6 protein-coding genes (1 of these 6 cut by a window edge) are annotated in these 9278 nt (G+C 47.7%); all 6 read right to left on the bottom strand.

Annotation, left to right across the window (positions count from 1 at the left end):
• Positions 1 to 1458 carry the 5' portion of an NAD-dependent DNA ligase LigA gene (gene ligA / locus EKN16_RS26305; protein ID WP_232016034.1) on the bottom strand. The gene continues 588 nt to the left of window position 1, outside the view, so 1458 of the gene's 2046 nt are visible here — the first part of the coding sequence; it begins with the start codon at positions 1456 to 1458; its stop codon lies beyond the left edge, outside the window.
• A gap of 31 nt (positions 1459 to 1489) precedes the next feature.
• Positions 1490 to 3835 (bottom strand): DNA helicase PcrA, encoded by a 2346-nt coding sequence (gene pcrA / locus EKN16_RS26300; protein WP_125663837.1) that lies wholly within the window; start codon positions 3833 to 3835, stop codon positions 1490 to 1492.
• Positions 3836 to 4068: 233 nt separating this feature from the next.
• Entirely contained in the window at positions 4069 to 4794 is a 726-nt protein-coding gene (pcrB, locus tag EKN16_RS26295; protein WP_125663835.1) for a heptaprenylglyceryl phosphate synthase, read from the bottom strand.
• A 78-nt stretch (positions 4795 to 4872) separates the two neighbouring features.
• Positions 4873 to 5238: an STAS domain-containing protein gene (locus EKN16_RS26290; protein WP_125663833.1), complete on the bottom strand. Its 366-nt coding sequence runs from the start codon at positions 5236 to 5238 to the stop codon at positions 4873 to 4875.
• Positions 5239 to 5260: 22 nt separating this feature from the next.
• Positions 5261 to 7399: an ATP-binding SpoIIE family protein phosphatase gene (locus EKN16_RS26285; protein WP_125663831.1), complete on the bottom strand. Its 2139-nt coding sequence runs from the start codon at positions 7397 to 7399 to the stop codon at positions 5261 to 5263.
• Positions 7390 to 9207 (bottom strand): AfsR/SARP family transcriptional regulator, encoded by a 1818-nt coding sequence (locus EKN16_RS26280; RefSeq protein WP_125663829.1) that lies wholly within the window; start codon positions 9205 to 9207, stop codon positions 7390 to 7392. Before EKN16_RS26280 ends, EKN16_RS26285 begins: the two co-directional genes overlap by 10 nt.
• Positions 9208 to 9278 lie beyond the last annotated feature (71 nt).

Below are 9278 nucleotides of genomic sequence, written 5' to 3'. Positions count from 1 at the left end.
TTCGTATAGATCAGCCGGGTCTCGCACCCCACACTCATCGAACAACTGCTCCGCCGTCATGACACTGAATGATTCAATATCCATTGCATCACGAGAGGAGAAATGTGTAATTCTCCCGATCGTTTGGGGCTTACATGCTAGCTTGTTAAGGCAGAACAAATGAGCGCCTTTCATCTCTAAAACGGAGCCGCAGGACGGACACACAACAGGTGTTACAATTTCCCCACCTGGCTCATCATCAGCTTTACCTAGAATTTCGGGAATGACATCATTCGAGCGACGGATGAACACTTGTGTGCCTAGCGCATATTTTAAATTCTTACGTTCAATATCTCCTACATTGTTGAGGGTACAGTTCTGAACAGTCACACCTGCCAGCTCGACTGGCTCCAGACGCGCTAACGGTGTTATTTTGCCAGTACGTCCAACCTCCCATGACACAGATTCGAGTACAGTGGTCGTTTCTTCAGCCTCGAATTTGAAGGCTACCGCCCAACGCGGAAATTTGTCCGTGTAGCCAAGCGCATCTCGGGTGCGTATATCCGTCAGCTTCACAACTGCACCATCAATGAGATAATCAAGATCCCCACGCATTGCCGTTACCCGCTCCAGCTCCGCTTGAACCTCTTCGATCGTATCGCAGTAGATGGCATATGGATTGATCTTGAAGCGATTGTCACGCAAGAATTGCTGCATCTCTTGGTGTTTCTCGAACTCAACACCTTCGGCGTAGCCAATATTATAGAAAAAAGCATTCAGCTTTCTCTCCGCTGTAATTCGAGGATTTTGGTTACGAAGAGCGCCCGCTGCTGCATTCCGTGCATTCTTAAGTGGCTCCACCGCAGTCTTGTTGTACGCCTCAAGTACGGATAAATTCATAATGCCCTCGCCCTGCACCTCAATAACCCCATTGGAAAAAGGTATGGTTAGCGGAATCGATTTGATTGTCTTTACCTGTGCGAGTATACCTTCTCCAATGACACCATTCCCCCTGGTGGAAGCCTGAACAAGCCGGCCCTCATCATAGGTAAGGTTAAGTGTTAATCCGTCGAACTTCAGTTCAATCACATAGCTTGGAGCTGGTAATGGCTGAAGCTCTGGATTTTTGGAATTATAGTCAGCGATAGCCTTGCACACACGCGTGTTCCAAGTTAAGACACTTTCTTGATCCTGCGCCTTATCAAGGCTCCACAAGCGAGAGCGATGACGATGGGGCTCAAAGCCCTTGAGAATATCACCGCCAACCCGCTGCGTTATGGAATCCGGCAGTATATAGCCCGTTAGCTGCTCTAGCTGAATAAGCTCGTCATATAAGACATCATATTGCTTATCACTGATTGTCGGCTGGTCCAGTGTGTAATAGCTGTAGTTATGCTGTTCGAGCTGATTCACAAGCTCATGCATCCGAGCAAGCTGCTCCGGCTGTATAGTATGTTCAGGCTCCATTGCAGTCGTCATTGGGCCACTCTTCCTCTCTCACTCACGTCACTTATACTTTCGTTATTGGTGCAAAGCTGGCAAGCAGCTTTTTAAGTCCTACTGGAGCTGGAAACGCAATTTGCAGTTCCTTATCATTATTAGCACCGCGTACGGAAACTACGGTGCCTATCCCCCACTTCGCATGCGAAACTTTGTCACCTGCAGTAAAGTCTTTGCTAGCTTCTCCTCCACCCGCTGCAGCTCCAGCTGCTTTGGCGGCATCCAGTGGTGTGCTAACCTGGACTCCACTGCTGCTCCTACCTCCAGTTATCGGTCCTGCAGCCCCCTTAGCTCCAAAGCCAATAGCTGGTCTGCCTGCGCCGATAGGCGACTGTCCGCTGAATCCTGGTCGATTGCCAGCGGCTGTTCCTGATCCTCCGCGATATCCAAAGCCTTCCCGAGTCGCTTCTGTCTTAAGCTCATCCGGTACTTCCTTAAGAAACCGCGATGGCATGTTCATACTGGTGCGACCATATAAGGTACGTGACCTTGCACAGGTCATATAGAGCTGCTTTTCTGCTCTTGTAATGCCAACGTAGGCCAGACGACGTTCTTCCTCTAGCTCATCGTTATCCATCAGCGTCCGGCTGTGAGGGAATAGACCCTCCTCCATTCCGATGATAAAGACGACTGGGAATTCGAGACCTTTGGCGCTGTGCATGGTCATGAGCACAACCGCATCCTTAATGCCTTCTTCAGGCTCATCCTTACCCATAGAATCAATATCCGCAATAAGAGCAAGATCCGTTAGAAAGCTAAGAAGTGTTTTATCTTCATTACGCTTCTCAAATTCTTGCGTTACGGACAAAAACTCATCAATATTCTCAAGCCGAGCCTTCGATTCCAGCGTATTCTCACGCTTCAGCTCATCCCGATAACCGCTCAGCTCAAGAATTTTCTCCGTAAGCTCCGTTACAGATAAATATTCGACCATCCGCGTTAAATTGTCGATCATATCGTGGAATTCCCTGAGTGCAGTTCGAGCGCGGCCAGACAGTTCCAGCCAATCAAGCTGCTCAAGCAGTGCAAAGATTGAAATGCCGCGCAGCCCCGCTTCTCCTGATAGCTTGGCAACGGTCGTGTCACCTATTCCCCGTTTAGGAACATTAACAATGCGTTCGAAACATATATCATCGTCTGGATTGGATAGGAGACGCAAATAGGCAAGTAAATCTTTAATCTCTTTTCGATCATAGAATTTGACGCCGCCAACAATTTGATACGGAATATCAGATTTAATGAGCGTTTCCTCTATTACCCTTGATTGCGCATTCGCGCGATAAAGAATCGCATGATCGCTGAACTTGCGGCCCTTAGACACATGCTCACGAATTTTACCCGTTACAAAATAACCTTCCTCATGCTCGGAATCCGCCTGATGGATCGTTATCGTCTCGCCTTCACCTTGATCCGTCCACAGCTTCTTATCCTTCCGACCCGAATTTTGCTTGATGACTGCGTTCGCCGCATTCAGAATATTCGCCGTCGACCGATAGTTCTGCTCTAGCAGTATAGCCTTAGCTTCCGGATAATCACTCTCAAAGTTCAAGATATTCGTAATATCCGCACCACGCCAGCGATAGATCGATTGATCGCTGTCACCAACAACACAAATATTGTGGTGATTGTCCGCCAGCATGTTACAGAGCATATACTGCGCCCGGTTCGTATCCTGATACTCATCTACATGAATATAGCGGAATTTATTCTGATAGAACTTCAGCACATCCGGTTCATCGTTAAATAATTGAATGGTTTTCATAATCAAATCGTCAAAATCAAGTGAATTATTGCTCTTAAGCCGTTTCTGATAAGAGGTATAGACTTGGGCTACGATTTGATCAAAATAATCACCGATTTTGCGCTCGAACTGCTCGGGTGAGATCAATTCATTCTTCGCTGCGCCAATGGCCGCCTGCACACTCTTGGGCTCAAACTTCTTCACATCAATATTCTGATCCTTCATACAATTGCGAATAACAGACAACTGATCAGAGGAATCAAGAATAGAGAAGCTATTCGTAAATCCAATTCGATTAATATCCTTACGCAAAATACGGACGCACATGGAGTGAAAAGTAGAAACCCATATATCTCGTCCAGATGGGCCTACTAATGCGCCAACCCGCTCCTGCATCTCACGTGCAGCTTTATTCGTGAAGGTAATCGCCAGTATGCTCCATGGCGCCACTCGTCTTTTCTCAATTAGATATGCAATGCGGTGTGTGAGCACGCGTGTCTTACCACTGCCCGCTCCCGCCATTATAAGCAAAGGTCCTTCCGTCGCTTGAACCGCTGCCTGCTGGGGAGGATTAAGCTTTTTTACTGCTTGATCGATACTAAATTCATTTAACATAGAGTGGGTTTAACTCCTTTGTTCGCATTTGTTCGCCTAGCTTAAGTCTAGACATCAGGCCTTGCTGTGTCAATTAAAAACATCGATTTTACAGGGAATCCCACAAGAATATAAGATGTCTATTTTAGGAAACGATTCAATGAAAAACGGTTCTCCGAACGAACCGTGTATGCGTACTCGATTCATTCTGAAAACCGCTTATGTCGATACTCTGCGTTTGTGTTGTTCTGTTCTTATTCGTGAAACTGGCCTATCGCTATGTCATGTACAGCCTGTACCGTCGTAAGCGCCGCTTCAAGACTGTCATAAATGATGTTTCCCACAATGACCGTATGGGCTATTCGCGCCGCTTGTCTCGCTTTATCTGCTGTATCAATGCCTCCGCCATAGAAAAGCTGCGCGCTTGTCAGCATACGGCCAACACGCTTAATAAGCTCCATATCACCAAACTTCCCGCTATATTCTAGATAGACAATGGGCAATCGCATCAGCCGATCAGCCATATACACATGTGCCCCAACACCATCCGCATCTAGGTCTGTCTGCGCACCCGTCAGCCTTGCCACCACGGAATCCGGATTCAAAATCAAGTAACCTTCTGCTGACGTGTGCTCCCACGGTATAAATGCACCAAACTTCCGCAGCGCTCGAATCTGCCGGCCCGCGATCCATTCCGCATCTCCCGTATTCAGTACGAGCGGTATGAAATAATGATCAAATCCCGGTACCGCTGATTCTTCGTTAGATACCTCAAGTGCACAAGTCACCTCATACCGCCGAATGCGAGACATAAGATCTACCGTATTATCATAGTGAACGCCACTTGAACCGCCAACGATAATGGCATCCGTACCCGACATGCATATGGCATCTAACGCTTCATCACTTATTTCACGGTCAGGGTCCAGCTTAAATACATGTCTCCATTGTCCATAAATTGCCGATTGCTGCTGCATCATGACCTCCGTACTACGATTGCATTTCCTATAAAAAGTCTATTCAACCGCCTAAGCAATGTCAATGGAATCACATTCCTCTTAAAGCTCTAATGCATCAATACGCTCTAAGACTGCAAATTCATTCGGATACAGCATCAGATATTCCGTTAGACCCACCATCCGAAACAGCTTTTCGTAGTGGGGCGTGACCCCCCAAGCAAAGGTATGAGCGCCTGCTTTGCGCCCCATTCGTGCAAGGCGGATCAGTAAGGCCATACCACCACTATTAATATAGGCAACTTGCGAGATATCAAGTGCAAGGAAGCGAATGCTTGATCCTAGATCGCTGCTTCCTGCAAAGTCTCCTATTAATTCCTTCTCTGCAGATCTGGTCAGTTCTCCATATAATTTAAGTACCAAACCATGGGGAAACTGCTTTGTTTCCAGTGAAAATGGTTGTTCCATCAGCTACCACTCCTCTCACTTATCACTCATCCTCGAAAGATTTGGTTTTGCGCATGAAATACAGCTCGGTATAAAATCCACGATCATCGCGACCCGTCGCCCAATAATCAGCCAGGGAATCAATCATGACTAGCCCCCAGCCACGAGGATCATCGGACTCCAGCTTCTTAAGCATTTCATCTTCATCCCGAGATACACGTGGGAAATACCCCCCGCCCTCGTCGTATATTTTGCAAACAGATAGCATACTCCCAATTTGAGCCAAAACGGTCACATAAGAATTGGGCTGCAGCTTGTTTCCATGCTCGATTGCATTAATCATGGCCTCGGCAACCGCGCTCTGGACATCATCGCGTACCGTTGATTCCGGCCACTTCTCCTCAATCCACCTGCCAAGCTGCAAAGCTACCTGACGTTCTTCTCCTAATTTACTTCGGAATGTCCATTCCCGTGACATAAATTGATTCTGGAAAAAAGCAGCAGCATGAGGCTGTTCCGAGGTGGATACAGCGACATCAAGCTTCGACATTGCACTTCGATATTCACCAGCGAGCTCCAGTATAACCACCGTCCGATCATCATTTCCTGGTCCACAGCGCTCATCCATCCGCAAGAGCCAGTCATCAACCAACTGCGCCATATCAACGGTTTCTTCCCAAGTGGCCAGCTCCGCTTCGAGTCCTTCAAAGCTATACATCCTACCGCTATCGTCTTCTGCTTCAATTAAACCATCTGTATAAAGCACGAATCGATCTCCCGAGGCAAGCTGCAAGCATTTCTCCTCATATTGGGCCTCCGCATCAAATCCAATGGGAAGCGAGCTGCAATCGACGGCTGTAAAGCTTCCATTTTTAGTCACGATATAAGGAGAGAGATGACCTGCACTGGCGTAAAGCACCGTGTCTGCTGATAGATCAATGACACCTACACCAATGGAGACGGAGCCCTCTTCACCCATCGCTTCGCACAGCTGCCGATTCATCCGAGCTAGTACTTCCCCCGGACTGCCATTCCTTCTTATTTCAGAGCGAAAGAGCAGCAGCTGCGCGGACATGAGCAATGCGGCAGGCATTCCTTTTCCAGAGACATCTCCGATCATAACGGCAAAACGACTGGGACTGAGTGACACGACGTCAAAAAAATCCCCGCCTACCTCACGATAAGGCTGACAGCGCGCGGTAATTCGATAAGAGCCAATGGTCAGATCACCAGGCGGAAGAAGCTTCTGCTGTACGTTATAAGCGAGCTTCAGTTCTTTCTCAAATGATTCATAATCACGGTTTACCCTGCCTTGCAGTTCATTGAGCGCCACTGCAAGCTCACCGACCTCATCATGCGAGATAACAGGCATCGTACCGCTAAGCTGCTTCCGAGTACCAACTAAGCTGTGAATATTCCGAATGAGACCACGCAGCTCATGCCTGAATTGCAAAGTGACATAGAAGAAAAGACAGAAACCCATTATAAAATAGAACCCAGCGATACTAGCGAATTTATACGGATTGATCGTTCGATTCTGATCCGTTTCCAGTATCGCCAGCTCAAATAAATTCAGAATCGCAGCAAGAAAGGTGCCCGCATACGTAACAAGCAGCGGCTGCGCAATCGAAGCTCGTTTGGAGAAATCACCTGCCAAGGGCTTAAGCTGCAGAATAAGGGGCCGAAAAAGCCAACGAACGGATATGAATACAAAAATGGCCACACTCAGTATCGCGCTCTGCTCCCCTGCCACTGTTCCAAGTAATAACGGCCAGTCCCTCGGCTCAGCCTTCCAGACATCCATGAAATGAACACCTATCGATAGGAGGAAGCCCAGCGTAAGCAGCACAATTAAGAGCTCGTAGGGCAATCGAAAAATGCGTTTCAAAGCTATATAGCTATCTCCTTCAGATTGGCCGTTCTTGAGCAGGGTCCTAACAGGATCGAGCCGCCAATAAGAGAACAGCAAGAGCATAAGAAGTAGTAGAACTGAACCTAATATGATGGCAGGAAAACGGAAAGTCAGCACATCCTGAAAAGTGAAATCGGCAATATACACGTGCTCCAGACGCATAACACATATACCTACAAGAAAAGATAACGTGTACACCACAAGCAGTCGATTCATCACATTTCGTCTGATAAATAACGGAGCTTGCAGCGATTGCTCATTTATTTCCATATCAACAGCCTAATTTCCTCAAGTGGTTCAATACCCCGCTCTTCCAGACACATCTTTTCCAACCGTCTATACCAACCGATTGCCTCAGACCTGCGTCCGAGGTTCAAACAATGTCGAATCAAAGTTTCATAGGCGTCCTCCTGATCAGGTCGCAAGGAAATCCAATCCGTAAGACGCTGTTCCGCCCGTACTTCGTTATGAATCTCCATATCGTACACCGCAAGCCGTTTAAGCATAACGGTCTGTCGATCCAAAAGCTGTTCCTTTACACGCTCCAGCCAATCAGCATGAGGAAGCTCCTTGCCTAGTTGGCCGTATAGGGGCATCGCCTCTTCGTAAAGGCGGCACGCCGCCTCCCTATCATCCATCCAAAGCTGGTCACCAACTCTAGAGAGCGTTAAATAGGTCTCGGCATCAACGCTTGTGAAATGATGCTCCTCAATCCCGATAAGGCCGCGCTTGGCATAAACGAGATCTTCCGACATTCCAAGTTCTTTCAAGGAATGACGTAGGTCATGCAGGGTTACATAAAGCTGGTTGGAGCGCTTGGAGGGCTCTCCTTCTCCGAAAACCCGCTCAACCACCTCTTCACGGTTCGATTTATAATTCGGCTGAAGCAGTAAATAGACTAAGAGCTCACCTGCTTTTCGTCGCTTCCAAACGGGTTCTACAATGGTATCGTTCGCTGTTATGAACCGGATACCGTTGATTAGCTTGACCTGCCACTTCTCTGCGGGAAATCCTGTGTGTGCATGCACGGCACTAGGTGGAGCTTCCTTCTGATTTTGGCGTGTTTCTTTATCCGCGCTGCTTGCAGGCATCGGGGTTGCTATCGTTTCTACCTTCAATGATGATTGTCCAGTCAGCGCTGCGTAATTCTTCTGCAGCATAAGCAGAACTCGAACGGTTCCTGGCGTAGAAACTCGTTTATGATAACGCTTGAGCATCTCAAGAAGATGAGCCGCTTCTTCAATATTATCGCTGTCAAGTAAACGCTTTATCTTGGAAGATGACGCATAGAATTGGACTTCAATATCTCCAGCAAGTGAAGACGGTACCGTCTCTTCACCTACATCCATTAAAATGGCTTTACATAAATAGGAGTATCGCAGGGGCAGTGCTTCATAGGCTTCGATGCTTGGGTGTGGACTCATCAATACCTCGCATAAGGCTTTGCCATAGGGTTGTTCTCCTAGATGTCGGTTGAGCCAGTTCAGCCATAGCTGCCAATCCGGATCATTAGATTGCAGACGATCAGGATTAAAAAGTAGTCGGTCCAGTAGAACAAAACCTGCCCAAAGCGGTTTTCTTTCCTGCCGGAACCGCTCAGCCGCCTCTTGGAAAAGCTCTTCAGCACCAGCAGCTTCAAGCTCACCCGGTTTCAGGCTGCCGTTGGCTATAGCTCTTGCTAATGCCCAAGGAACAAACCCGCTGCAATATTCTGGCGTTCGGCTCCACTCTTGCCAAAGCAGCGCTAATAATGGCTGCGATTCTTGCCGATCGCCCACCTGCTCATAAAGTAAGCCGAGCATTCCCATCATAGCAAGCATGGAGGCTTCGTCAGCTTGGGCAGCGAAGCCCTTCAGTGCAGCTTCCAGCAGCTGCTGAGTTTCGAGCAGCCGACCATCCAGCAGTCCATTCTCGCATTCTGCGCGAAGCAGTAAGGGAGATTTCATTCTTATCTCCGCAGGAACAACAAAAAGTTGCTCCATTGAAGGCATATGACCATCCAAGATTATCTGTTCCAACGCTAATATTTCCATTAGCTGAATATCCTGCTGTGTCGATAATTTATCATTTTGCTTCATTTTGCATGCTCACCACGATCACCTTTTACTGCCAATCGATAGACGAATAAGAACGCATACCCATTGCAGTG

It is taken from the genome of Paenibacillus baekrokdamisoli (assembly GCF_003945345.1).
GTDB lineage: Bacteria > Bacillota > Bacilli > Paenibacillales > Paenibacillaceae > Paenibacillus_Z > Paenibacillus_Z baekrokdamisoli.
Note: the sequence above shows the minus strand (reverse complement) of the source record. Positions and strands in the feature narration are given on the sequence as shown.